Here is a 23,160-nt window from a genome sequence, read left to right on the forward strand (position 1 = left end):
GGGTGGCGGCGGGCGCGCACCCGGCCAGGCGCGTCGAACCCGGACACGAGGTGTTCGCCGACCGGCGGCGGATCGGGGACACCCCGGCCGGCCGCCCGCCGGGACGCCCGCCCCCTGACGGGCGGTACCCGGCCGTCCTCACTGCCCCCCGCCACAGCATCCGGGCCGAGCCGAGGCCCCCTCGCCGGTCTTCAGGCGGCAGAAGCAGGACGCCTCGATCGGTACGTCCGCCAGCGCGGCGGCGATCTTCAGCTGCTGGGCGACGATCTGCGCCTCGCCCTCCTTGCCGCGGCGCACGAGGCACTCGTGCAGGCCGTGCAGGGCCCAGACGTTGCCCGGGTGCTGCAACGGGCGCGGCAGCGTGTCGTCGAGTCCGAGGTCGGCGCGGTAGACGGCCTCGGCCTCCGAGACCAGGCCCTGTTCGAGGAGCAGCGCGCCGTAGGCGTGCCGCGTGGGCTGCATCCAGCCCCACGGTTCGTCGTACGGAAGGCCGTCGTCCAGCTCGATCGACCGGCGCAGCGCCGCGAACGCCGCCTCGTGCCTGCCCTTCCGGTACTCCAGCTCTCCGTCCAGCATCTGCGCGGCGACCGCCAGGATGTCGGCACAGGTGTTGTTGAACAGCATCCGGGTCCGCGGCACCCGGGCGCGTGCCGTACGGAAGAGTTCGCGTTCCCGCTCGGCCTCCTCGACACGGCCCGTGGCCGAGAGGGCCACCCCGCGCGCGTAGTGCAGCATGGCTGTGGTCACGCAGTACAGCTGTGCGTCCGCGGGCATCGGCAGGCCGAGGATGTCGTCCCAGCGGCCGAACCGGATGAGCACGTGCACCCGCATCGCGAGGAAGCCCTCCAGCCAGTCCGCCATGGGCGGGCTCGTCACGCGCAACAGCTCCTCGGGCACGGCCGCTTCGAGCCGGCCCGCCGTCTCGATCGCGTCCTTGAAGCGGCCGAGGAACATCGCACCGTAGATCTTGAAGTGGTGGTTGTGACACCGGTACAGGGTGTAGAAGTTCATCGCACCGGCCCTGGCGAGGAACTTCTCGTCGGCCGCGATCGCGTCGGTGTTGTCGGAGACCACCCGGCGGTAGTCGCCGCAGAGCACCTCCAGGTGCGACGGCATGTGCCGGAGATGGCCGGCGTCCGGCACCAGGCCGCGCAGCCGCTCACCCGCCGGGAGTGCGGCCTCGGGGGTCGGGGACATCTCCATGAGGTGGATGTACAGGTGGAGCAGCCCCGGGTGCCGCGCGCCCGCTTCCGTGGCGATCGCCCGCTCCAGCACCGCGCCGGCCTCGACGGTGCGCGAACCCGGCGCCGGCTCGCCCGTGCGGATGTCCCACAGCTGCCAGGGTGTGAGGTTCATCAGGGCGTCGGCGTAGAGGGCGGCCACGTCGAGATCGTCGGCCGCCGCGAGATGGACGTCTCGCATGCTGTCGGCATAGGCGACGCTCCACACCGGGCAGTCCGCGGCGTCCGGTGCCTCGGCACGCGGATAGCGGGCACCGAGTGCCTCGATGAGGGCCCGCTCGACCAGGGTGGCACCGGCCGCCTTCGCGTGCGCGCGCCGCACGGCGGCGTGCGCACGCCGCACCGTGCGGCCCAGGTCCCGCTCGTCGAAGAACTCCCAGGGCTTGTTGTAGTTGGGGCCGAGTGCGTAGGCCAGGCCCCAGTCGGCCATGGCGCACTCGGGATCCGCGGCGGCCGCGGCCTCGAAGCAGCGGACGGCCTCCTCGTGGTTGAAGGCGTACGTCCAGTTCAGCCCGCGGTCGAACCAGATCTGCGCCTCGGGCGACGACGTCGTCACCGGCCGGCCGTGGCCGCCGAGGTCGTAGTAGCGCATACGGGCTCCTCAAGGCTGACGGCCCCCGTCCAGCTCACCGGGGCCGGACGACGACGGTGGGCGGTACGACGACCCTAGCGAAGGACGCCGCGGACTCGGCCGCGTTCAGGGGGGAAGACACCCGGGACGCCACCTGTCCGGACACCGGCCATCGCACCAGCCCTCGCACTGACCGCGCACCAGCCCTCGCACCGGCCCGCGAGGGCCCTTACCTGTCAGGTCATCGCTCTCGGGCCGCCCTCATGCCAGGATCATCGGCGTACGCCAGCCCGATCCACCGAAAGGACGCCGCCGTGCCCGCCTACGTGATAGCGCACCTGCAGGAGGCCGCCCCGCACCCGGAGATCGCCGACTACATCGAGCGTATCTCCGCCACCTTCGAGCCGTTCGGCGGCCGTTTCCTCGTGCACGCGGCACAGCACGAGGTCGTGGAGGGCAGCTGGCCCGGCCATGTCGTGGTGATCTCCTTCCCGTCGACCGCCGAGGCGCGGGCCTGGTGGGACTCGCCCGCGTACCAGGAGATCGCACCCCTGCGCTCACGCCACATCGACGGCGACATCATCCTGGTCCCCGGCGTTCCCGAGCACTACGACCCGGCAGGCACCGCGAAGGCGCTGCGGGAGTCCATGTCCGCCGAGTAGCCCCCGGGTTCCGGGCCGGCGGCCCGGCGCGGCCGGACATCCCGGGTCGCCCCCCCCGCGCGAAACGCGCGTGCGTACGCGATCCCGGGCGTGCCACGATGACGCCGGGAAGCGAGGTCTCGTGGACGAGATGAGGCGATTCAGGCTGGCGCTGGCCGCATGGGCGGCGGGTGGCACGGGGGCGGGCACGGCCGCGGCGGCGGCGCGGGAACTGGCCGACGGCACCGTGCGGTCGATCGTGCTCGTCGAGGGCAGCAGCGACCAGGCCGCGCTGGAGACGCTGGCCCCGCGCTACGGCCGCGACCTGGGTGCCGAGGGCGTCGCGGTCGTACCGCTCGGAGGCGCGACGAACATCGGGCGTTTCCTGGACGTGTGCGGTCCCGCGGGGCTCGGCCTCCCGCTGGCCGGGCTCTGCGACATCGGCGAGGAGCGGTACTTCCGGCGTCATCTGGAGCGGGTGGGGCTCGGGTCCGGGCTCACGCGCGCGGGACTGGAGACACTCGGCTTCCATGTGTGCGTCGCCGACCTGGAGGACGAGTTGATCCGCGCTCTGGGGACCGAGGGCGTGCGGCAGGTGATCGAGGCCCAGGGCGAGACGCGCCCCTTCCGCACCTTCCAGAACCAGCCCGCACAGCGGGTACGGCCCGTGGAGCACCAACTGCGGCGCTTCATGGGCACCCACAGCGGCCGCAAGGCGCTCTATGCGCGAGCGCTGGCCGAGCACCTGGACCTGGCACGCGTCCCCCGGCCACTGGAGCGCCTCCTCACCAGGGTCTGACCCGGCCGCAGCCGGCTTCGCGGGCTCGGCGACTCGACCGCGGTGTCAGACCCCCCTGTCATCATCCGGTCATGCTGTACGACACCTCGACGGCCGAACTGCCGCTCGCCACACGCGCGGACGCGCGCTCCGGCAACACGAGCCAGTGGGAGTACGACGCCGGGACCGGCCCCAGCAGCGCGAGAGGCGCCCGGTGAACATCGCGGCCCGGCTGCCGCGCGCGCCCGTCGGCGGCTGAGCGGCGTACGGCGCGTCTGCCCCTCGCGCCGCTCCGGAGTGCCGGAGGGCGGACGGTAGTGCCGTCGGCCGTCGGCAATTCAGTCAGCTGTTGTGCGCGACCGCTGCGTTCAAGTCATCTGATCTACCACCCCTTGACTCCCGATTGACCATCTCTTTACCTTCGATGGTGATGGGTGAGCGGTACAAACCCATCACTTCACGGCGATTGCCGGATCCCTGTCATCTCTCTCATTTCCGGAGGTTTCAGCATGGAGCAGCTCATCAAGCGCATGACCGAGGAGTCCGTGTGGCGCAAGTGGGTCGCCGTCAACTCCGCCCAGGGCGCGAAGGACGGCTGTATCAGCGCCAAGCCCAAGAGCGGCTGCATCTCCTGACCGGCTGACGCCGCACGGTGCCGGCGCGGCCGTCCCCGCGTCGGCACCCCCGCTCCTCCCGCCGCCGACCCCGCCCCGGAGAGCCCCCGTGAACCACCTGCCGAGCGCCGACGTCCTGGACCAGGTGCGCGACATCCCGATCTACCGCGCCTCGGTCGAGCGCGGCCACTTCCCCGTCCTGGAGAAGCCGGAGATCGCCCGGGGCTTCCCGGACAACTGGATGACCCCCGGCCTCGCCCGCGCACTGGAGGCGGGAGAGGCCGAGTTCGTGCTCTCCACCGGCACCAACCACGCGCGCATGCAGCTGATCAGGCCGCCCTACTTCCTGCTCCGCTCCTACTACCGCCTGTGGAGCGAACACCCCGAACTCGGCGCCTCCTGGCACGATGGCGCCAGGCGGGCCTCCCTGACCACGGTTCTGGCCACCGAGCACGTGGCCCGCGTCAACGCCCGCAAGCCCGGGACCACACCGGGGGAACGCTGGCTGGACGACCGTACGCTCTACCTCAACCGCCGTCTCGACCCGGCCGGCTGGGAACGCGGCGAGGTCGAGCGCATGCTCGCCGAGATCCGCGAAGTGGCCGGGGCGCACCCCGGCGGCGCGTACCTCCTGGACTGCTCCGGCTACCACTTGGCGCATCTGATCCGCAAAGTCGCCGCGTGGGACCTGTGGGACGGCTTTCCACGCCCGGCAGGCATCGTCCACGCCTACGAGTACACGCCGCTGAACGTCCGTGCCTATCTGCGCGACCACTTCGACTGCCCGGTGGTCGACCTCTTCGGCAGCACCGAACTCGGCTACCTCTTCTACAGCGACGCCGAGGGCCGCTACCAGCCCTACCTGGACGACATGAGCGTGGAGCTGATCCCGGTGACGCCGGGCAGCGGCATCCACAGCCTCATCGTCACCAGCGTCCGCAACCCGTACATGCCGCTGGTCCGCTACCGGTCGGGCGACTGTGTCCGCACCCGCGACGGCAGCGCCGACCCCGAGCAGATCGTCTCCTTCTGCGGACGGGAGAAGGAACTGCTGCCCACGCCCCGGGGCCCCGTGGCCCAGGCCGACCTCGACGACCGCATCACCGACGTCTGCCCCCGCGTCTTCCTGCACCAGCTCCGCCTCACCGGCGAGGGCGAGTGCGTGCTGTCGTACACGACCTTCGACGACGCCCCGCTCGCACCCGGCGGGTCGAGCGAACTGGCCGCCTCCGTCAGCGCCTTGACCGGACGCTCCTGCCGGGTCGAGCACCGATCCGGCATACCCGTCGGGCGGTCCGGCAAGTACGCCTGGCTGACCACGCCCCACCCGTCCTGACGCGTCCCGCACCGCCACCGGGCGGGTGGGAACCACCGGCCCCGCCCACCTACGAACCCGACAGGATGCCGTATGCCCACGTCCACAGCGCACGCTCCCTCGGACGCCCCCGCCGCACCGGCCCCCACCGCCGAGGAACTGCTCGGCCCCGCCCTGCACGAGGAGGTCGTCCGGCACTTCGCGGCCAAGCCCGGTGCCCCGGCCGACTCCACGGTCCGGCACCAGGTCCGCGAATGCCTGCGCTACCTCTACCTCGTCTCCCGCCACGCCGACCGGCTCGGCGGCCTCTTCCTCCCCGTCGAACAAGACATCGACGAGATATGGCACTACCTCATCCTGCAGACGCGCGAGTACCGGGAGCTGTGCGAACAGCGCCTGCCCGGCGGCCACTTCATCCACCACCGGAGCATCTCCTACGGCGCCTACCAGGACGCTCCCGGCCGTGCGACCGCGGCCGAGGAAGCACTGCGCTGGCTCCCCCTCTACACGGCCGCGTTCGGCCCCTTCGACGAGGATTCCCTGCCGCACTGGACGATCGTGCGGTTCCTGCACGAGGAGCTCGGCCTGTCCCTCGCGGAGATAGCGGAGACTGCACGGGCGGCGGAGGCGGCGGACGCGGCGCAGGGGGCAGCGGACCCGACCGGTGACGCGCCGGCGCCCGGCCTGCCCACCGGGCGGCCGGACGGCGCCGCGGTGCCGCTCCGGGGACACGCGTGACCGAAACGGTCCCGCCGGCCGTGGCGCCGGACCGCTCCCGGGTACTGCGCCGCGTCCTGACGGTGCTCGTCGTCTCGCAGACGCTCGGCGGCGCCGGCATGGCGGCCGGCATCACCGTCGGCGCGCTGCTCGCCCAGGACCTGCTGGACTCGACGAGCCTGGCCGGGCTGCCCGCCGCCCTCTTCACCGGCGGAGCGACCCTCGGCGCCGCGGGCCTCGGGCGGGTCTGCCAGCGCCGGGGGCGCCGCCCCGGTCTGGCCCTCGGCCATGGCATCGCCGCACTCGGCAGCGCGGGCGTGGTCGCGGGAGCCGCGACGCGATCGCCCGTCCTGCTGCTCACCGCGCTCTTCGTGTACGGCGCCGGTACGGCCACAGGGCTGCTCGCGCGCTACGCGGGCGCCGACCTCGCCCCGCCCGAGCGACGCGGACGCGCCGCCGGCACCGTGCTGTTCGCCATGACACTGGGCGCGGTCGCGGGCCCGAACCTCGTCGGCCCCACCGGTGCGTTAGCCCACGCCTGGGGCATCCCGCGGCTGGCCGGACCGTTCCTCCTGGCGGCTGCCGCCTACGCGGCCGCGGCCCTGGTGCTGCTGGTGTGGCTGCGCCCCGACCCCCTGCTCCTGGCGCGGGCCCAGGAGCCTCCCGGTGCGCCCGCCGGGCGCGGCACCGGACCGCGCGGCCAGGTGCGGGACGCCCCTGGCGTCGTCACCGGCGCCACCGTGATGATCACCGCGCAATTGGTGATGATCGCCGTGATGACGATGACACCCGTTCATATGATCGGCCATGGACACGCGACGCAGGCCGCGGGTCTGGTCATCGCCTTGCACGTGGGCGCCATGTTCCTGCCCTCGCCGCTGAGCGGTCTGCTCGCCGACCGGGTCGGCAGACGGCCCGTGGCAGCCGCCTCCGGGGCCGTACTGCTGAGCGCCGGCCTGCTGGCCGGCCTCGCCCCGCCGTCCTCTGCCGCCGTGCTGGCCTGCGCGCTCGTCCTGCTGGGTGCCGGCTGGAACCTGGCCGTGATCAGCGGTACGGCACTGATAGCCGACGCCGCCCCGGCCGAGCACCGCGCCACGGTGCAGGGTCTGGCCGACGTGGGGATGTCCGTCGCCGGAGCGACCGGCGGCATGGCGTCGGGCCTGGTGATGGGCAGCGGCGGCTACCCGGCCCTGGCGACGGCGGCGGGCGTTCTCGCCCTCGCGGTGATCCCCGCGGTGGCGCTGCGCGGCACACCGCGCTGACCGTGCGCCCGGGACACCGGCACATCGGGTCCCTCCGGCCCCGTAGGGCGGGCACGCCGGGCCAACGGGGCGGCCCTGCGCACCTCGCGCAAGCCGCACACGTCGCTCAAGTCGCCTTCTCGGTGCGCCTCATGCATTGAGGCGGCCGAAAGTGGACGCGTACGAGGTGGGGGAGAAGCCGCGGCCAGGCGGCGGGTCCCTTCTTCGGCGTACCCCGCGCCGCCCGTGTGGGCGGGCGGGGATCATGCCCGCGGGCGAGGCGTCCTGCGCGTCGGGGCCGGGCGGCACACCTCGCCTCCGCGCCGGGGCGCACCGTCCTTGCGCGGCTCATCAGGGCTTTCCACCGATGGGGCCACGATGCCGCCGCCGCGGGCGCGACCGGGCAGGCCCGGGGAGGGCGGCCGGGGCGTGGCCGGGGCGGACGGTCACGCGGACGCGTGCTTCGTACGGACAGCTCCTGGGAGCGACAGCGGCCAGTACGCTTCTCGCTGGCTCCGGTTGACCGGTTTTCGTCGCTGTTGGGGGGATGCCGGAGCTTTCAGGGCACCTGTGCGCCGGAAACGAACTTGGGGGAGATTCCTTTGACCTTACGCTCAACCCTGCCCAGCGGGCAGCGCAGACGTCATGACACCCGATGGCGCAGGTGGGCCGTGGCGCTGACGGTGGCGGTCCTCGCCATCACCGCGGGTACGGCCTCAGCGGACGTGCGCACCGACACCGCACCCGGGACCGTCACCCTGGCCACCAGGAACGTGCACCTCAACGCGGCCGCGACAACCTGCTTCCAGAAGTCCTATCCGAACTGCGTCAGTTCGGACCCGAGTGTGTCCTTCCAGCTCGTGAGCCGGGGCAACACCAGCGCGTGCACGTTCGCCCTGCACACCGCCTGGGGCGACGGCACCACCGACACCGCCGACTTCAGCGGGGGCCCCGACGGGACACTCCTGACCCCGGTGAAGCACAAGTACACCAAGCCGAGTCCCTTCATCGCGCCGAAGACCTATGCCATCACCTGGGCGGTCACGGTCCTGACGGGCGGCAACTGCTATCCCAGTTCGGACGGGCTCAGCTTCGCCCGCACGTGCACCTCCGGCGCGCTGAGCGGGAAGGCCTGGGGTTCGCGGTTCCCCACCAGCTCCCGGCTGGAGGACCTGGCGGACGGCTTCCGGGGCAAGGTCACCTCGTTCATCCGGGCCATGCGGCAGGGCGGCATCACGGTGACGCCGGTCGCGACGCTCCGGCCGCCGCAGCGGGCGTACATGATGCACTACGCCTGGCTGGTCGCCAAGAAGAAGATGTCCGCCGACAAGGTGCCGCCGTTCAAACCCGCGAACGGGCAGGCCCGGATCGACATCTGCTGGCAGCACACCGACGCGAAGGGCGCCTTCGACTCGGCCGCTTCCGTGTCGGCCGCGCAGAGCCTGGTCACCGCCCTCGGGATCGACCCCCGCCTCAGGGTGGCGCCCGCCCTGAACACCCTGCACACACAGGGGCTCGCGATCGACATGACGACCACGTGGTCGACCCGCAGTGTCGTGGTCACCGACCACGGCGGTCACCGGGTGACGATCTCGACGACCCCGCACAGCGGGCTGAACCCCAAGCTCATCTCGGTGGGCCGCGGCTATGGAGTGATCCACTTCTCGCCGGCCGCCGATGACGCCAACCACTGGTCGTCCACCGGCCACTGATCCCCGGCACCGGTACGGCATCCACCCCGCCGCGGCATCACCCCGCCCTCCTCCTCGCCGTCCACCGCGACGGCCCGGGGGAGGGCGGATCCCTGTGCTCCACGCGGCCCGGGCGCCGGCGCCCCCACCCGCGGGTGGCCGGCCGCCCGGCGCGCGGCCGGTCCCATGGCGTACGCCGCGACGGGCATGAGCGCGCCGAGCAGCAGCCAGCCGAGCGCCCCCCGCTCCAGGAGCAGCCAGGTCACCACCACGGGGCCCAGCGTGCGGGCGACGGTCACACCGGTGCCGAAGAAGCCCTGGTACTCGCCCATCCGGTCGGCCGGCGCCAGATCGAAGGACAGCTGCCAGGAACCCGCCGACTGCTGCATCTCGGCCACGACCTGAAGCACCGCACCGGCGATCAGGATCGCCGCCGCGGGCCAGGCCGGCCGTCCCGCCGACAGGGCGAACACCGCGCAGGACGCGAACATCACGAGCCCGGACCTGCGCAGCACCCGCAGGGCGCTGCCCAACCCCGTCACGGCCTTGGCCGCTCGCACCTGGAACAGCGTCACGGCCAGGGTGTTGAGCACGAACAGCCCCGAAGCCAGCCAGGCCGGCGCCCCCGTCCGCTCGGTGATCCACAGCGGCAGCGCCAGACTGAGCAGCGGCAGGCGCAGCAGCAGGACGGCGTTGAGGAGCGCGACCAGGGCGTAAGGCCGGTCGCGCAGCACCTCGAACCGCCGGCCGCCGCCGACCGTCGCGACGGCGGTCACGGCAGGCAGCCGCAGCAGGAGCAGCGCGCACAGCAGGAAGCAGAGCGCGTCCAGCAGCAGCACACCCCGGTATGCCACCGCCGTCCCGGCGCCGAGTGCGAGTCCGCCGAGCGCCGCGCCCACCGCGAGTCCGCCGTTCAGTGTCGACTGCAGCCGCGCCAGCAGCCCCGTCCGCTCCCCGGCGGGCACCAGTCCGGCCAGCAGTGCCTGGCGGGCCGCCGCGAGTCCGGACTGCGCGGAGGCGTAGACGCAGGCCGTGAGGACGAACGGCAGGAAACCCCGAACCAGGAGGAAGCCGGCGACCGCGGCCGAGGTCGCCAGCGCCAGCAGCACCGATGTGCCGCGCGGCCCGCGCCGGTCCGCCAGTCGCCCGAGCGGCACCCCGACCAGGGAACCGACCGCCCAGGCGAGGGTCAGCCCGAGCCCCGCCTTCGCGGGAGCGAGCCCGACGACCTGAGTGAAGTACAGCGCCGAGGTCACGTAATAGGCGCCGTCCCCGATGGAGTTGGCGAGCTGGGCGAGGGCCAGGAGCCGCTGCGGTCGGTTCGTCATACGGTTGACGGTAAGGGTCCGGTGGGGCAGCGGACAGAGCCAATGGGCGCCTGTGCCGGTGACCCAATTCAGTGTTCGTGCGCCGGGTTCCGGGAGGTGCTCCCGTCCGGCGAATCGGCGGGGGCGAACGTCGCACGGTACGCCGTCGGTGAGGTCCCCAGGGCTCGCCTGAAGTGCAGGCGCAGATTGGACGGACTGCCGAGGCCGGACTGCTCGGCCACCCGGTCGACCCCCAGTTCCGTGCTCTCCAGGAGTTCGCGGGCCCGGTCGAGCCGGGCCGTGAGCAGCCAGCGCAACGGCGTCGTCCCGGTCTCGGCGACGAAGCGTCTGGCGAAGGTGCGCTGTGCCAGGTGCGCGTGCGCGGCGAGCCCGCGTACGGTCAGCGGTTCGTGCAGACGGGCCAGGGCCCAGGTCCGGGTGGCGGCGAGCGTGGTGCCGTCACCGGCCGCGGCCAGCGGGCGTCTGATGTACTGCGCCTGCCCGCCGTCCCGGTGCGGTGCGGCGACGAGCGTGCGGGCCACCTCGTTGGCCGTCGCCGCGCCCAGGTCGCGGCGGACCAGGTGGAGGCAGAGATCCATCCCGGCCGCGACACCGGCGGAGGTCAGCACCCGGCCCTCGTCGACGTACAGCACGCGCGGGTCCACCTCGATCCGTGGGTACCGGGCCGCCAGCTCGCCGGCGAACCGCCAGTGCGTGGTGGCGGTACGGCCGTCCAGCACACCGGCGGCGGCCAGCGCGAACGCGCCGGTGCAGATGGACACCAGCCGGCCGCCGCGTTCGTGGTGGCCGGCCAGCGCCCTCAGCACGGCCGGTGCCGGTTCGGCCAGGTGCGGGGCGTAGCCCGGGACGACCACGGTGTCCGCGTGCCGCAGGGCCTCCAGCCCGGCCGTCACGGCCAGGTCGAACCCCGCGGTGGTGGGCACCGGCCCGGGCTCGCGCCCGCAGAGCGTCATCGCGTACGGCGCACCCGGTACGGAGGTGAAGACCTGGGTCGGAATGCCCAGGTCCAGGGGCAGTACCCCGTCCAGCGCCAGCACCGCCACCCGGTGGGGCGGGCCGCCGCCGGCGTGGCCGTTTCCTCTCGCATGGAGGCAATGCTGCCACTGTCGTCGCAGCGTGCCGCCGTCGACCATGGATGCCATGGACGATGCGATGAACGAGCCGACGATCACCGGCGGGGTCCCGCCGCTCCCGGACACGCCGCTGGCCCGCCGTGCGCTGACGCTGGTACGCGCCACCGAGTCCGCCGCGACCGCCCACCACAGCATCCGCAGCACGCTGTTCGCCCGCCTGTGCGCCGACCACGGCGGCGCACAGGCGGGCCGGGACTACGATCCGGACCTGCTGTTCCTGGCCTGCCTGCTGCACGACCTCGGCCTGACCGAGGAGGGCGACCGCCGGCAGCGGTTCGAGGTGGACGGCGCTGACACGGCGGCGGAGTTCCTCACCGCCGAGGGGCTGCCCGCGGCCGATGTCGACGCCGTGTGGGAGGCCATCGCCCTGCACACCTCGTCGGGCATCGCGGAGCGGCGCGGCACGCTGTGCGCCCTGACGCGGCAGGGGATCGGCGTGGACTTCGGCCTCGGCGCGGACTTCGTGTCCGACGCGGCGGGCGCGGCGATCCACGCCGCGTACCCGCGGCTGTCCATGACCACCACGCTCGTCGACGAGATCACCGCCCAGGCCCTGCGCCGTCCCGAGAAGGCGCCGGACTACTCGATCGCCGGCGACCTGCTGAGGGAACGGTCCACGCCGCCCCGTACGACCCTGCTGGAGACGTTGGCGAGCGCGGGCCGCTGGGGGAACTGAGCCCGCGCCCGCCCGCGCCGTCACCCGGCAGGGCCGGAGCCGTCCGCCTACTGGAGGATCTCGCAGGGGCAGTGCCGGAACTCCAGGCCCAGTTCGCTGTCCACGGCCTGGCTGGAACGTGTGGCGGCCGCGCTGACCATCTCCCAGGACCCGTACTTGAGGTACAGCTGGTCCGCGGTCGGGCCGAGCGGGTTGCCGTACTTCTTGATGTTGCGGGCCTCCAGCTCGGCGACCGCTTCCCGCGTCATGCCCGCGCGGACGATGTCCTTGGCGTCGTTGCGCATCTGGACCAGGGTCCGCGCGATGTCCTCCTCCGAGCGGCCGTCGGCACGCATGGCGCATTCGGTGCGTTCCATGTCCTCCAGCAGGTCGTGGTAGCGCATGCGCTGACCGCGGGCGACCTCGCGCTGCTGCGGTGTCTCGCTGCGGATCTGGCACACGACGGGTTCCGGGCTGGTGCAGGGGCCGTCGTCCGGCGGGTCCTGGGAGAGGGGGCCCACGATGACCGAGCCGCACTCGACGGCGGCCCGGCAGACATGGGCGGCCTGCGCGGCGAACACGGGTTGCGCGGGGACGAGTACGGCGTGGGCGGCCAGGACGACAGGGACGAGGCGTCGGGCCGCGGAACGCAGACGGGGAAGTGACATGCGCCCATGGTCGAGTCGATCACCGGGGCATCAGCGCAGTTCAGACGTCACATACCCCTTGCGGGTGCGGGAGTGCACCCGTCGGAGTGACACGGACGGGGGCGAGGGCCGGCCGCTGCCGCCGGCGCCTGACGGGGCCTCAGGCGTCGGCCGACTCGGCGTTCGCCCGGTCCGTGATCAAGGTCAGCACGCGGCCCGCGACCGCCAGGTCCTCGGTGGAGATGCCGGCGTACAGCCGGGCGGAGATCCCGGCCGTCTCGGCGGCGGCGCTTTCGTACAGCTCCCGTCCGGCGTCCGTGATCCGTATCCGCGAGGCCTCCGCCGGGTCTTGTTCCAGCAGCTCCGCGGCCGTCAGCTCCTCGATCACGCCGCGTACGGCCGAATCGCCGGCCTTGAGCGAGCCGTTGACGTCGGCGGCCAGCTGGTCGCGGTCGACGGTGCCGCCGGCGGTCACGACGAGCCGGAGCGTCACGTTCTGGTGGAACGTGGCTCCGCGGCGGGCCAGCACGCCCTCCAGGAGGGCACGCCCGGCGTAGTGCGCGAGGCCGATGACGCGGGCGTCGAGCAGGGGTGCGGTGGTGGTCATGACTGCTCCTTCTCGTGGGCGAGCGCAGGGCGGGGGCCTCCGCCGCGGCGCTCTCGGATGCCGAACCGATGGCCAATACAGTACATGGCTACTATGTCCATGGCTACTATTTTTCTGCGGATGCCCGCGGGCCGTGGTTCGATGGCGATCGTACGATGGGGTGACCGCGTCACTGTCGCCACCGTGCTGAGGATCCCGAGGAGTCACCGTGCCACGCCCCCGTGCCGTCGCCCGAACCGTGGAGCACCCCGAGCTGTCGGAGGTCTCGCTCCAGCAGGTCCTGGAGGCGCTGGTGGACCCGGTGCGCCGGATGCTGGTGTCCCAGCTGGTCCGGGCGGGTGCGGACCTGAGCTGCGGCACGTTCGACGTGTCGGTGTCCACGTCGACGCGCACCCACCACTTCAACGTGCTGCGCGAAGCGGGTCTGATCCGCCAGTACTACGTGGGGACGACCAAGATGAACACGCTGCGCGAGGCGGAGATGGAGGTCCGCTTTCCGGGCCTGCTGTCGGCGGTGACGGCCGCGGCGGCGGCCGAGCAGGAGGCGCAGGCGAGGTCCTGACCCACGCCCGTTCCTCCGGCAGGGGGCAGGCCTGGGCGGGCCTCGGCCGAGCGCGGTCGCCGGACCTCACGCACCGCCGCATCGGCAAGGCGGTCGACGGCGGTGGGCCGGCCCCGGACCGCGTCCCCGCTCGACGCGGAACCCGCCGGCTCCTCCGTTGAACTGCTCGGCCGGCCCCCGCGTACCTGTTGCTGTGGGTGGCACCGTGCCGCCCAGAGCGAGGGTTGAACGATTTCAGTGGATTCGGGCCGTCCGGGAAGCAGCGCACGAGGCACGGCCGCCCCGGCGGGGCGGCAGGAGAAGACGGGCGGAGCACCCGTCCAGCGGCAGGTGCTGGGGCTGGACGGACTGCGCGGCCTTGCGGCCCTGTACGTGGTCCTGTTCCACTGCTGGCTGTACGCCTTCCCGGGGTATCCCGACAGTTCGGCGCCCGGCTGGCTGGACGGGCTGATGTTCGGGCGCCTCGCGGTCGTCTTCTTCCTGGTGCTGTCCGGTTTCTCCCTGGCGATCGCGCCGGCGCGGCACGGCTGGCGGTCGGACGGCACCCGGCGGTTCCTGCGCCGACGCGCCTGGCGCATCCTGCCCCCGTACTGGGCGGCACTGGCCATGAGCCTCGCCGTTTCCTGGTTCGTGGTGCCGGCCTCCCACGTCGGACCGCCCACCGGCACGTCGCTTCTGGTGTACGGCCTCGTCGCGCAGGACGTGTTCACCGCTCCGACGCCGAACGGCGCGTTCTGGTCGATCGGTGTGGAGGCCGAGCTGTATCTCCTCTTCCCCCTTCTCCTCTTCGTGCGCCGGCGATGGGGTGCGGCGGTCCTGCTCGCGTGCGTGGCACTTCCGGTGATCGCCCGGGGTCTGGCGGCGCCGGGCGCGGTCCCTGTGGAGGGCGACAACTGGCTCGCACCCCATCTGGCACCCGTGTTCGTCGCAGGCGCGATCGGAGCGGGGGTCGTCGTCGCGCCGGACAGGGTCCGGCGCCTGCCGTGGGGGTGGCTCGCCGTGCTGGCCGCCGCGCCCGTCATGGCACTCGGCGTCATCCATGGCTCGGTCTGGACCGTGCGTCACTACTTCTGGATAGACCTCGCCATCGCTCCCGCCATGACGATGCTCCTTGCCTCGGTTGCCACCGGCAGACCCGCGATCCTCGTAAAACTCCTGACCGCGCGCCCCGTTCGAGGGCTCGGCGACTTCTCCTACAGCCTCTACCTGATCCACCTGCCGATCGTCCTGGCCGTGATGCGCCGGGCAGCCCCGCATGTCGTACCGGCCGGCCTGCCCACGTTCTGGTTCACCCTCGCCCTGGCCCTGCCGGTCTCGGTGCTCGGCGCCTGGCTGTTCTCCCGCATCTTCGAAATGCCCTTCAAGCGCGACAGGTCCTGGAATTCCATGCGCGCGCCGGGCCGTGCCCGGCAGGGCCAATGGCCGGGGGGAAGAGTCGTGGTGGAAGCGTCTGACGGCTGAGGCGCGGGCGGACGGGCTGATGCGTGCGGGCGGCATGCGCCCGGGCCGGTCGCCGACCGGCCCGGGATGCCTGGGAGGTCCGTGCCGTCGAGCCGGTACGGACCGTGCGGGCAGCCGGCCCGGTCAGCCGGGCTCGCCCGCGGGGTCCGCGGACACCGTGATCGCGCGCTTGAGGATCTTGCCGGTGGGTCCCTTGGGCAGATCGGCGATCCGGACGAGCCGCGGGTACTTGTACGGGGCGACCCTGGCGCGGACGAACTCGCGCAGCTCGTCGGGTGTGCTGGTGGCGCCGTTCCGCAGGGTGACCACGGCGGCGATCTCCTCGCCGTGGGTGGGGTGCGGGACTCCGACGACCGCGGCTTCGGCCACCGCGGGGTGCTGGTAGAGGACCTCCTCGATCTCGCGGGGGTAGACGTTGAAGCCGCCGCGGATGATCAGGTCCTTCTTCCGGTCGACGATCCGGAAGAGACCGTCCGGGTCGCGGACGCCGATGTCGCCGGTGCGCAGCCAGCCGTCCACGATCGTCTCGGCGGTGGCCTCGGGACGCCGCCAGTAGCCCTTCATGACGTTGTGTCCGGAGATCGCGATCTCGCCGGGCTCGCCGTCCGGAAGCGGGTGCCCCTCATCGTCCTGGACCCGCATCCGGACCCCCTCGATCGGGGTGCCGATGGTCCCGGGCCTGCGGGGGCCCTCCGGGTGGTTGAACGAGGCGACCGGTGAGCTCTCCGAGAGGCCGTACCCCTCCAGCACGGTGCAGCCGAAGGCCGTCTCGAAGCCGTGCAGGACCTCGACGGGCAGCGCGGCGCCGCCGGAGATGCACACGCGCAGCGAGGACATGTCGGCGGGGTCCGGTCCACCGCCGGTGCCGCTTCCGGCGTCGGCGAGGCGCGGTGCGGTGTGGGCGAGGAGTGCGGCGTACATGGTCGGCACGCCGAGGAAGACCGTCACACGCTCGCGCTCGATCAGCGCCGGCACCTTGGCGGGGTCGAACCGCGCCAGCAGTGCCAGACAGGCGCCCGCCGCGACGGCGCAGTTCAGCCCGACGACCTGGCCGAAGGAGTGGAACAGGGGCAGACCGCCGAAGACCACGTCGTCCTCGGTGAGCTGCAGCAGGGTGCGGGCGGAGACCTCGGTGTTGCGCCGGAGGTTGTCATGGGTGAGTTCGGCGCCCTTGGGCGTGCCGGTGGTGCCCGAGGTGTAGAGGATGACGGCGGTGTCGTCGGCGGCGCGGTGGGCAGCGTCGGCCACGGGTGCGTGCGCCGCGAGCAGCTCGCGCAGACTGCCGGGGCCCACCACCAGGTGCGGGGTGCCGCAGTCGTCCGCCGCCGCGCGTCCCTCGGCGGCGTGGTCCTCCCAGGCCAGCAGCAGCGCCGCGCCGGAGTCGGCGAGGTAGTGGCGGACCTCGGGTGCCTTCAGCAGCGGGTTCACGGGCACCACCACGGCACCGGCCCGCAGGATCCCGTAGTAGAGGACGGCGAAGGCCGGGACGTTCGGCAGCATCAGCCCCACCCGGTCGCCGGGGCCCACGCCGTGGGCCCGCAGGACGGCGGCCATCCGTGCCGTGCCGTCGGCCAGTTCGGCGTAGCTCAGGGACTCCGCCGCCAGCCGCACGGCGGGTCGCGCGGGGACGCGTAACGCGGTCGACGTCAGCAGGGTCGCCAGGTTGGCGGACGCGGCGGGTGCGGCGGGGCGGGTGTCGGGACGGCTCACGGCAGGGCTCCCCCAGGTATCGGTATCGCGGTCGGCATCCGGACGGGCGGCACAGGTTCTCGACCGTTCGGCTGGTGGTGACGGGTTCGTCGCGAGCCACCATCGGGCTTCTGGGATACGGTGTCAACCAATCGATTGGTTGGAAGTCCCCCCCGATCCTTCAGGAGCAGCCGTGGAACGTCCCGCCCGGGAGCCCCGCCGGGTCGTCGCGAGGGAGGCGGTCCTCCCCGAGGGCGTCACCCCGCCGGGTACCCGCGGCAAGATCCTCCGGGCGGGCCTTGAACTGTTCGCCGAGTCCGGCTTCGCGGGCGCCTCGATCCGCCGGATCGCCGGCATGGTCGGCATCAACTCGGCGACCCTGTACGCACATTACCCGTCCAAAGGCCATGTCCTCGCCGAGCTGGTGCGCATCGGGCACGAGGAGATGTGGACCCGGCTTGCCGAGGCCGCCGCCGTCACCCGCGACGAGAGCGCCGCCCGGCAGCTGGCCGCCCTGGTCCGCGCCCATGTCCTGCTCCACACCGACTATCCGCTGCTGGCCGTGGTCACCAACGGCGAGCTCCACGCCCTGCCGCCCGAACTGGCGGCGCCCTCGCTGCGGTTGCGCGAGGACTGCCGCCGACTGCTCGCCGACGTACTCGAACGCGGCGCCGGGAACGGCGAGTTCGAGCTTGACGACACCCTGCTGGCGGTCACCGCGATCGGCGGCCTCGGCGTGCAGGTCGCGCAGTGGTTCGGCCCCTCCCTCGACCGCACCCGGGAGCAGGTCGCCGACCAGTACGCGCGGTTCGCGCTGCGCATCGTCAACGCCCGCCGCTGAGCACACCGGTTCAGCGGCCCCGCCCGGTACGGTTTCCCGCCCCGCTCGGTGCGAGCCCTTACCGGTCCCGCGGGAAGGCCCCTACCGGTCCCGCGGGAAGGCCCTTCCCGGTCCCGCGTCCGTGTCCCGCGCGCGCTCTGCGCTCTGCGCTCTGCGTGAAGGAGTGACCACGCGACCGGTCCCCGCGCGACGGTCTTCGGGCCCTGTGGGACGGCGTGCGCTGACGACCCCGAGGGTTGCGTGCGCCGACGACCCCGAAGGTCACGTCGCGTCGCGCCCCGGGGGGGGGGGGCTCAGCCGAACCACCGGGCGAGGGCGGCTTCCAGGGGCGTGCCGTCGGCACTGGACCAGGCGACATAGCCGTCGGGCCGGACCAGCAGGGCCTCGGCCCCCTCGGCGCCCTCGACTTCCCCGTCCGTCTCGGCCACCACGTGGTCGATCCGGTCGGACCGGTCGCCCGCGGACCGCCGCTTGCCGTCGAGGGAGAGCAGCAGCCCCTTGCCGGAGTGCATCAGCCCGCTCACCCGGGCCGGACCGGCCTCGGTGGTCAGATCGAGGTCGGTCATGCGGGGGCCGACGCCGGGGTACTGGATGTCGAGCCCGGACATCATGCCTGAGATGTACCGGTTGGTCTCGGGCAGGCGCAGCAGCTCGGTCGTGAGGTCGCGGAGCGCGGCGACCTCCTCGTCCCGGCCGGGGTTCATCAGCACGGTCTGGGCGCGGGTGTGCCGCAGCACCCGTGCCGCGACCGGGTGACGTTCGTCGTGGTAGGTGTCCAGCAGGCCCGCGGGTGCCCAGCCGTTCACCTCGGCGGCGAGTTTCCAGCCCAGGTTGACCGCGTCCTGGACGCCCAGATTCACGCCCTGGCCGCCGATGGGCGCGTGGATGTGCGCGGCGTCCCCGGCGAAGAACACCCGGCCCTCGCGGTACCGCTCGACCTGCCGCACGGCGTCGCTGAACCGGGATGCCGCGCGCAGCTCGCCCAGTTCCGTCTCCGGCCCGTACACGGCCCGCAGCGCCTCGCGGACCTCGTCGACGGTGACGGGTGCCTCGCGGCCGGGAGCGTCCCCGGAGGCCTTGCCGAAGATCAGCCGGTAGAGACCGCCGTCGAGCGGGTGCAGGATGCTGAAGAAGCCGTTGGCGAACCTGGGGTACTGGCTGAAGTGGCCCCGGGTGGTGGGGACCTCGTCGGACCGGGACGCGAGGGTGAGGTCGGCGGCCACGGCGGGCATCTGCCCCGCCCTGCCGGGGAACGGGGTGCCCAGCGCCGCGCGGACCGCGCTGTGCGCGCCGTCGCACGCGACGAGGTGGCTGCCGCGGATCGTCCCGACGGAGACGCCGTCCGCGTCCTGTGCGACCGCCGACACCTCGTGTCCGCGCAGCACGGGCACACCCCGGTCGGTCAGGCGCTGTTCGAGGCAGGCCTCGAGCCGGGCCTGCGGGAGGGGCACGGGGTACGGGTGGCGGGTGCGCCAGGGCCGGCAGTCCAGCTCGACGGGCAGCATGGCGAAGTGCCCGCCGGTCGCGCGTTCGGACGGGTTGTCCGCGAGCAGCGGCTCCAGCAGTCCGCGCAGGTCGAGCACCTCCGCGGTACGCGGCTGCAGTCCGCCGGCCCGGGACTGGGGGTTGCGCGTGCGCTGCTTCTCCAGCACCACGACCGGCACCCCGGCCAGCGTCAGTTCATGGGCCAGCATCAGCCCGGTCGGACCGGCCCCGACCACGATCACCTCAGTGCGCACGATGTCCTCCTGGATTGCACTCGATGCAAAACTGCACTCAGTCTACCAGGAGGTAGACTGAGTGCATGAATCAGCGGATGGGCCTGCGGGAACGCAAGAAGGAACGCACCCGGGAGGCGATCGCGAACACGGCGATCCGCCTGTTCCTGGACAAGGGCTTCGACCAGGTCTCGATCACCGAGATCGCGGAGGCGGCGGAGATCTCCCGGCGGACCCTCTTCGCGTACTTCCCGGCGAAGGAAGACCTCGTACTGCACCGGTTCGCCGACCACGAGAGCGAGGCGGCCCGGACCGTGCGTGCCCGGCCGGCCGGTCAGCCGCCGCTGGAGGCGCTGCGGGAAGGGCTGCTGGACGCCTTGGCGCGGCGGGATCCGATCACCGGCCTGAGCGACGACCCGGAGGTCATGGCCTTCCTCCGGATGATCGTCGGCGCGGAGAGTCTGGCGGCGCGGCTGACCCGGTACACGTCCCGCGGGATCGAGGCGCTGGCCGAGGCGTTCGCCGAGGCCGGCACCGACCCGCTGGTAGCCCGTCTGGTCGCCGCCCAGGTGATCGTGGTCCAGCGGCAGCTGTCCGAGATGAACTACGAGAGCCTGGCGCACGGCGCGACCGCCGACGAACGCTACCCGGATGCCGTGCGGGCCGCGCAGCGGGCGTTCGACCTGCTGCGCGACGGCCTCGGCGCCCACGGCTAGACGGCACGTCCGCGCCGGCGCCGATCCGGGCCGCCCGTGTGGCGAACACCCCCTGTCACCTCACCTCGCCGGGCACGCGATCCGCCGACCCCAGGTCTGCGCGGCCGGACGGCTGTGCGGTCGGCAGGCGGGCCCCGGGCGCCTCAGTCCGTGACTTCCGCCGGCAGCACCGCGCGGACCTCGTAACCGCCGTCGTCGGTCGGGCCCGAGGCCAGGGTGCCGCCGAGGAGTTCGGCGCGCTGGCGAAGACCGATCAGACCGTGGTGCGCGCCCGGCAGCGGGAGGGCCGGCTGGGTCGGCGCGGTGTTGGTGACCTTGACGTGCACGGCACCGTTGACGTGCAGCAGGTCGATGCGCGCGGTGGCGCCGGGGGCGTGTTTGCGTGTGTTGGTCAGCGCCTCCTGGACCGTTCGGTACACAGCGCGCTGGACGGTGGGCGGAAGCCCGCCCGGCAGATCCATCTTCAGCTCGGTCCGCAGACCGCAGTTGTCGGCCAGCCGCTGGATGTCGGTGAGCACCGGCTGCGGAGTCAGTTCCGTGGGGCGGCCACCGGAGGCACGGAGGACGCCGACCATATGGCGCAGCTCGTCGAGGGTCTGCACACTCAGCCGCCGGATCGTCGCAGCGGCCTCCTTGGTGTCCGGGTCGGCCGTGCCGACCTGCAGCGCTCCGGCGTGCACGGCGATCAGGCTGACCTGGTGGGAGACGACGTCGTGCATCTCCCGCGCCAGCTGGGCGCGCTCCTTGGCCAGGGCGGCCTGGGCGGTCAGCAGCTCTTGGTGGTCGTGTGCCTCGGAGATCTCGGTCAGCCTCAGCGACAGGGCGCGGCGGGTCTGCACCAGCTGCCCGAGGAAGACGGCGGCGGCCGCCGTGGCGGCGCTGTAGCCGAGGGAGATCACCGTCGATGTCCTGGTCAGATCGAGCGCCCCCGAGGGCAGGGACGTCGTATCGGCGAACGTGAAGGCCAGGGCGCCGAGGACCAGCAGCGTCCGGGGGCGGCTGAACGAGGCCAGCGTGTACAGCGCGGCCAGGCAGGCGAAGACCGCGTCGGACAGCAGCACGGCCGGGAGGGTGAGGAGGAAGGTGAGCAGGGGCTGTCGCCGGCGCAGCAGCAGGGCGACGGCTGCGGCCAGGCCGAAGGCCATCCGCAGCGGCTCGGTGATGTCCCAGTGGGCCCACACGTCGAGGAGGGCCATGGCCATCGCCGCGGCGTCCAGGAGCAACGGGGGCGGTCGGCGGGCCATCACGGCTCCTTCGCGAGGAGTCCGGCGCGCTGGGCGAAGAGGGCGGCCTGGACTCGGCCGCTGACCTGCAGTTTGGTGAGGATCGCGCTGACGTGGTCCTTGACCGTGCCGGTGCTCAGGTGCATCCGGGTGGCGATGTCGGCGTTCGACAGACCCTCGGCGATGAGGACGAGCACCTCACGCTCCCGGTCGGTGAGCCGTTCGACCCCGGACGGGCGCCCCTGCGGGCCCGCGCTCAGGAATCCGTCCACCACCGTGCGGGTGACCTTGGGCGACAGCACCGTGCCGCCGCTGGCCAGGCTCTGCACCGCCAACGGCAGTGACTCGGGATCGGTGTCCTTGAGCAGGAATCCGGCGGCGCCCGAGCGCAGCGCCGTCTCCACGTACTCGTCCATGTCGAACGTGGTCAGCATGGCCACCACCGGCGGCTGCGGCAGCGCACGGATGTCACCCAGGATGGTCAGGCCGTCCACGTCCGGCATGCGGATGTCCAGCAGCACGACGTCGGGGCGCGTCTCACGCACCATGCGGAGGGCCTGACCGCCGGACACCGCGCCAACGACCTCGATGCCGTCGGCGGCATCGAGGATGCGCTGGAAGCCCGTGCGGATCAGGGCCTCGTCGTCGACCACCAGTACCCGGATCACGTGTGCTCCACCTTCTAGCGGGCCACTATCCGATTGTTACCACGCCGGGCCCGGCTCCGCCGCCGGGCGGTGTGCGGCGGACGGCGGGGGGTGGAGCGGCCGTCTTGCGGTGGTCAGGCGGTCTTGCGGTGGTGGTGAGGTGGAGGGGCCGTGGTGCGGCGGCGCGAGCGGGCGGCTCGGGTCACGGCCGGCCGGTGAGGCATACGGTTCCCCGGCCGGTGCGCGGGGGCAGCACCGCGATGGACACGGAGCCGTAGGGCAGCTGTCGCTGCTGCGGGACGATCAGGTGGCCGAGTCGGGCGTTCCACCGGCCGTCGCGCAGCGTCAGCGTGATCGCGGCCAGGGGCGGCACGTCCAGGTGCCAGAAGGCGCGAGCGGGCGCGGACAGGACGTGCACCAGCGCGGCCCGGACGACGGAGGGCTCGGCGATCACGAGTACGTGCCCCGTGTCGGCGGGCAGATCACTCAGCCAGGCCGCCGTCCGACGGCACAGCCGCCTGACCGACTCGCCTCCGTGCGGCGCGGCATCGGGATCCGTCAGCCAGGCCGAGAAACCGAAGGGGTCCTCGGCCGCGACGTCCTTGAACGTGCGGCCTTCCCACACGCCGCAGTCCAGGTCGCGCAGGCCGTCCTCGGGCACCGCCTCGACCCCGAGCGCCTCGGCGGTCTGCGCACAGCGGACCGAGGGCGTCCGCAGAGCCTGTGTGCAGGGCGGAAGGGGGGTGCGGGTGGCCGTGATCTCGCTCCGGCCGTGTGCACTCAGGGCACCGTCCCCGAAGGTCCGGACATGGCTGCCTTCTCCGGCGCTTGCGCACAACATGGTCAGTCGCACGGTCACCATCATCGGACCTCCATCTGCGAGCGGGACGGTGCGTCACCGGCTCCGCGTGGGAGCGAGGCGGGCACGTCCAGCGGCGTAGAACGGGTACCCAGGCGGACTCGGGACCACAAGGGCCTCGGCACCTGCGACAGGATTCAGTCCCCGCTCCGGCTCCGTCGTGAACGGTGTGCCGGCACAGAGCGGAATCCCCTCCATCACCACACTTCAGGACGGGTGCCGCCGCGACCATCCGGCATGTGGCCGGACTACCCCCGCCAGCTGG

22 protein-coding genes and 1 pseudogene are annotated in these 23,160 nt (G+C 72.9%); 13 read left to right on the forward strand and 10 right to left on the reverse strand.

Annotation, left to right across the window (positions count from 1 at the left end):
- Positions 1 to 138: 138 nt before the first annotated feature.
- Entirely contained in the window at positions 139 to 1,833 is a 1,695-nt protein-coding gene (locus ACF073_RS11485; RefSeq protein WP_392068663.1) for a hypothetical protein, read from the reverse strand.
- Between the two features lie 293 nt (positions 1,834 to 2,126).
- Here ACF073_RS11485 and ACF073_RS11490 point away from each other — a divergent pair, with 293 nt between their 5' ends.
- The 8 genes and pseudogenes from ACF073_RS11490 (at position 2,127) to ACF073_RS11525 (ending at position 8,830) form a co-directional block, all read left to right on the forward strand.
- Complete coding sequence (locus ACF073_RS11490) at positions 2,127 to 2,474, forward strand: DUF1330 domain-containing protein (protein WP_392068665.1); 348 nt, start codon at positions 2,127 to 2,129, stop codon at positions 2,472 to 2,474.
- 121 nt (positions 2,475 to 2,595) lie between these two features.
- A complete protein-coding gene (locus ACF073_RS11495) occupies positions 2,596 to 3,252 on the forward strand; it encodes a TOPRIM nucleotidyl transferase/hydrolase domain-containing protein (protein ID WP_392068667.1) in 657 nt (218 codons plus the stop codon).
- Between the two features lie 71 nt (positions 3,253 to 3,323).
- The gene (locus ACF073_RS11500; protein ID WP_392068669.1) at positions 3,324 to 3,449 is read left to right on the forward strand and encodes a hypothetical protein; all 126 of its coding nucleotides are present in this window, start codon (positions 3,324 to 3,326) and stop codon (positions 3,447 to 3,449) included.
- Positions 3,450 to 3,740: 291 nt separating this feature from the next.
- A complete protein-coding gene (locus tag ACF073_RS11505; RefSeq protein WP_392068671.1) occupies positions 3,741 to 3,866 on the forward strand; it encodes a hypothetical protein in 126 nt (41 codons plus the stop codon).
- An 88-nt stretch (positions 3,867 to 3,954) separates the two neighbouring features.
- On the forward strand, positions 3,955 to 5,181 hold the full coding sequence (locus tag ACF073_RS11510; RefSeq protein WP_392068673.1) for a hypothetical protein: 1,227 nt from the start codon (positions 3,955 to 3,957) through the stop codon (positions 5,179 to 5,181).
- A 72-nt stretch (positions 5,182 to 5,253) separates the two neighbouring features.
- Positions 5,254 to 5,766, forward strand: a pseudogene (locus tag ACF073_RS11515) (hypothetical protein); the annotation flags it as partial.
- Positions 5,767 to 5,894: 128 nt separating this feature from the next.
- Positions 5,895 to 7,139, forward strand: coding sequence for an MFS transporter (locus ACF073_RS11520; RefSeq protein WP_392068674.1), 1,245 nt, complete (start codon positions 5,895 to 5,897; stop codon positions 7,137 to 7,139).
- 581 nt (positions 7,140 to 7,720) lie between these two features.
- Positions 7,721 to 8,830, forward strand: coding sequence for a hypothetical protein (locus ACF073_RS11525; RefSeq protein WP_392068676.1), 1,110 nt, complete (start codon positions 7,721 to 7,723; stop codon positions 8,828 to 8,830).
- Here ACF073_RS11525 and ACF073_RS11530 read toward each other — a convergent pair.
- Positions 8,764 to 10,137, reverse strand: coding sequence for an MFS transporter (locus tag ACF073_RS11530; RefSeq protein WP_392068679.1), 1,374 nt, complete (start codon positions 10,135 to 10,137; stop codon positions 8,764 to 8,766). The two genes, ACF073_RS11525 and ACF073_RS11530, sit on opposite strands and share 67 nt — an antisense overlap.
- A 68-nt stretch (positions 10,138 to 10,205) precedes the next feature.
- Positions 10,206 to 11,279 (reverse strand): GlxA family transcriptional regulator, encoded by a 1,074-nt coding sequence (locus ACF073_RS11535; protein WP_392068681.1) that lies wholly within the window; start codon positions 11,277 to 11,279, stop codon positions 10,206 to 10,208.
- On the opposite strand from ACF073_RS11535, the gene ACF073_RS11540 reads away from it, so the two are divergent.
- A complete protein-coding gene (locus tag ACF073_RS11540; protein ID WP_392068682.1) occupies positions 11,278 to 11,946 on the forward strand; it encodes an HD domain-containing protein in 669 nt (222 codons plus the stop codon). The genes ACF073_RS11535 and ACF073_RS11540 overlap by 2 nt on opposite strands.
- Positions 11,947 to 11,993: 47 nt before the next feature.
- On the opposite strand, the gene ACF073_RS11545 is transcribed toward ACF073_RS11540, so the two are convergent.
- Complete coding sequence (locus tag ACF073_RS11545) at positions 11,994 to 12,593, reverse strand: hypothetical protein (RefSeq protein WP_392068684.1); 600 nt, start codon at positions 12,591 to 12,593, stop codon at positions 11,994 to 11,996.
- 139 nt (positions 12,594 to 12,732) lie between these two features.
- On the reverse strand, positions 12,733 to 13,179 hold the full coding sequence (locus ACF073_RS11550) for a MarR family transcriptional regulator (RefSeq protein ID WP_392068685.1): 447 nt from the start codon (positions 13,177 to 13,179) through the stop codon (positions 12,733 to 12,735).
- Between the two features lie 208 nt (positions 13,180 to 13,387).
- Here ACF073_RS11550 and ACF073_RS11555 point away from each other — a divergent pair, with 208 nt between their 5' ends.
- Entirely contained in the window at positions 13,388 to 13,741 is a 354-nt protein-coding gene (locus ACF073_RS11555) for an ArsR/SmtB family transcription factor (RefSeq protein WP_392068687.1), read from the forward strand.
- Positions 13,742 to 13,978: 237 nt separating this feature from the next.
- Positions 13,979 to 15,202 (forward strand): acyltransferase family protein, encoded by a 1,224-nt coding sequence (locus ACF073_RS11560; RefSeq protein WP_392068689.1) that lies wholly within the window; start codon positions 13,979 to 13,981, stop codon positions 15,200 to 15,202.
- A gap of 123 nt (positions 15,203 to 15,325) precedes the next feature.
- Here ACF073_RS11560 and ACF073_RS11565 read toward each other — a convergent pair whose 3' ends face one another.
- Complete coding sequence (locus ACF073_RS11565; RefSeq protein ID WP_392068691.1) at positions 15,326 to 16,912, reverse strand: long-chain fatty acid--CoA ligase; 1,587 nt, start codon at positions 16,910 to 16,912, stop codon at positions 15,326 to 15,328.
- Positions 16,913 to 17,084: 172 nt separating this feature from the next.
- On the opposite strand from ACF073_RS11565, the gene ACF073_RS11570 reads away from it, so the two are divergent.
- Positions 17,085 to 17,732: a TetR/AcrR family transcriptional regulator gene (locus ACF073_RS11570; RefSeq protein ID WP_392068693.1), complete on the forward strand. Its 648-nt coding sequence runs from the start codon at positions 17,085 to 17,087 to the stop codon at positions 17,730 to 17,732.
- 293 nt (positions 17,733 to 18,025) lie between these two features.
- On the opposite strand, the gene ACF073_RS11575 is transcribed toward ACF073_RS11570, so the two are convergent.
- Complete coding sequence (locus tag ACF073_RS11575) at positions 18,026 to 19,471, reverse strand: FAD-dependent monooxygenase (RefSeq protein ID WP_392068695.1); 1,446 nt, start codon at positions 19,469 to 19,471, stop codon at positions 18,026 to 18,028.
- 65 nt (positions 19,472 to 19,536) lie between these two features.
- On the opposite strand from ACF073_RS11575, the gene ACF073_RS11580 reads away from it, so the two are divergent.
- Positions 19,537 to 20,166: a TetR family transcriptional regulator gene (locus ACF073_RS11580; protein ID WP_392068696.1), complete on the forward strand. Its 630-nt coding sequence runs from the start codon at positions 19,537 to 19,539 to the stop codon at positions 20,164 to 20,166.
- A gap of 143 nt (positions 20,167 to 20,309) precedes the next feature.
- Here the strand turns inward: ACF073_RS11580 and ACF073_RS11585 are convergent, their stop codons facing one another.
- The 3 genes from ACF073_RS11585 to ACF073_RS11595 all read right to left on the reverse strand — a co-directional run bounded on the left by ACF073_RS11585 (position 20,310) and on the right by ACF073_RS11595 (position 22,898).
- Positions 20,310 to 21,410, reverse strand: coding sequence for a sensor histidine kinase (locus ACF073_RS11585; protein ID WP_392068698.1), 1,101 nt, complete (start codon positions 21,408 to 21,410; stop codon positions 20,310 to 20,312).
- Entirely contained in the window at positions 21,410 to 22,057 is a 648-nt protein-coding gene (locus tag ACF073_RS11590; protein WP_392068700.1) for a response regulator, read from the reverse strand. Before ACF073_RS11590 ends, ACF073_RS11585 begins: the two co-directional genes overlap by 1 nt.
- 181 nt (positions 22,058 to 22,238) lie before the next feature.
- Positions 22,239 to 22,898 (reverse strand): histidine phosphatase family protein, encoded by a 660-nt coding sequence (locus ACF073_RS11595; protein WP_392068942.1) that lies wholly within the window; start codon positions 22,896 to 22,898, stop codon positions 22,239 to 22,241.
- Positions 22,899 to 23,160: the final 262 nt, after the last annotated feature.

The organism is Streptomyces sp. NPDC015171, from assembly GCF_043079545.1.
GTDB lineage: Bacteria > Actinomycetota > Actinomycetes > Streptomycetales > Streptomycetaceae > Streptomyces.

Excerpts from the sequence above, each read along its gene's own strand:
- ACF073_RS11485 (WP_392068663.1), bottom strand. The coding sequence starts at position 1,833 with ATGCGCTACTACGACCTCGGCGGCCACGGCCGGCCGGTGACGACGTCG.
- ACF073_RS11500 (WP_392068669.1), top strand. The coding sequence starts at position 3,324 with ATGCTGTACGACACCTCGACGGCCGAACTGCCGCTCGCCACACGCGCG.
- ACF073_RS11505 (WP_392068671.1), top strand. The coding sequence starts at position 3,741 with ATGGAGCAGCTCATCAAGCGCATGACCGAGGAGTCCGTGTGGCGCAAG.
- ACF073_RS11530 (WP_392068679.1), bottom strand. The coding sequence starts at position 10,137 with ATGACGAACCGACCGCAGCGGCTCCTGGCCCTCGCCCAGCTCGCCAAC.
- ACF073_RS11540 (WP_392068682.1), top strand. The coding sequence starts at position 11,278 with ATGGACGATGCGATGAACGAGCCGACGATCACCGGCGGGGTCCCGCCG.
- ACF073_RS11535 (WP_392068681.1), bottom strand. The coding sequence starts at position 11,279 with ATGGCATCCATGGTCGACGGCGGCACGCTGCGACGACAGTGGCAGCAT.
- ACF073_RS11545 (WP_392068684.1), bottom strand. The coding sequence starts at position 12,593 with ATGTCACTTCCCCGTCTGCGTTCCGCGGCCCGACGCCTCGTCCCTGTC.
- ACF073_RS11550 (WP_392068685.1), bottom strand. The coding sequence starts at position 13,179 with ATGACCACCACCGCACCCCTGCTCGACGCCCGCGTCATCGGCCTCGCG.
- ACF073_RS11580 (WP_392068696.1), top strand. The coding sequence starts at position 19,537 with ATGAATCAGCGGATGGGCCTGCGGGAACGCAAGAAGGAACGCACCCGG.
- ACF073_RS11585 (WP_392068698.1), bottom strand. The coding sequence starts at position 21,410 with ATGGCCCGCCGACCGCCCCCGTTGCTCCTGGACGCCGCGGCGATGGCC.
- ACF073_RS11595 (WP_392068942.1), bottom strand. The coding sequence starts at position 22,898 with ATGGTGACCGTGCGACTGACCATGTTGTGCGCAAGCGCCGGAGAAGGC.